The 1026-nt window shown below is 67.0% G+C and carries 1 pseudogene; it reads right to left on the reverse strand.

Going from position 1 to position 1026, the window contains the following annotated elements:
* Positions 1-33: 33 nt before the first annotated feature.
* Positions 34-945: pseudogene (locus tag ACWIHY_RS40415) on the reverse strand (IS3 family transposase); the annotation flags it as partial.
* Positions 946-1026: the final 81 nt, after the last annotated feature.

Raw genomic sequence — 1026 nt, forward strand, 5'->3', positions numbered from 1 at the left:
TGAAGTTTCCCCGTGATCTCGGACACTCAATGTCTACGCCGCGAGGGCGTGCTGTTGCCGCTGCCTGGTCTCGGCTGGGGTGAGGTAGCCGAAGACCTTGTGCTTGCGCAGGCGGCGGCGGTTGTAGAAGGTCTCGATGAAGTTGAAGACCTCGGCGCGGGCGGTAGCCCGGTCGGGCCAGAGGCGGGTGCCGATCTCTTCTTTGAGTAGCGCCCAGAAGCTTTCCGCAGCGGCGTTGTCGAAGCAGGATCCGGTGCGTCCGCAGCTTTGCCGCAGGTTCAACTCACGTATCTCGTCGCGGAATTCGGCTGAGGTGTACTCGCTGCCGCGATCACTGTGTACGACGCATCCGGGGCGGAGTCCCGCCCGGCCGTGGGCCATCCTCAGGGCGTCCACGACGAGGGAAGCGCGGTGATGGTCGGCCATCGCGTAACCGACGACCTCGCGGGTGGCCAGGTCCAGCCAGCAGGCGAGGTAGAGCCAGCCCTCGGCGGTGGGCAGGTAGGTGATGTCGCCGACCAGTTTGGTGCCGGGAGTATCGGCGTGGAAGTCGCGGCCGATCAGGTCCGGAGCCGGCCGGGCCTTCTTGTCCGGCTGTGTCAGCGAGCGCCGCTTGCGGCGGGTGACACCGCGGATGTCGCGTTCCCGCATCACTCGGGCGATGCGCTTGCGGTTCACGCGCCGCCCCAGACGCAGCAGTTCGGCGTGGATCCGCGGGACGCCGTAAGTCTTGCGGGAGGCGATGTGCAGCACGGTGATCTCGTGCGCGAGCGCGTCGTCGGCCACCTGGCGGGCCCGGCGGGCGGCTTCGCCGTCACGCCAGGCGTAGTAGGAGGAGCGGGCGACTTTCATCGCCCGGCACAGCAGGGTGACGGGGTAGTCGGCCTTCTCCGCGTGGATGAACCGGTACAGCTCGCTCACCGGTCGCTCTCCTTCACGAAGAAGGCGGTCGCTTTTTTCAGGATCTCGATCGTCTGCTGCTGTTCGCGGTTCTGCCTGCGCAGCTGCTGCAGTTCCTCACGCTCC

This window comes from Streptomyces sp. NPDC055287, from assembly GCF_053646035.1.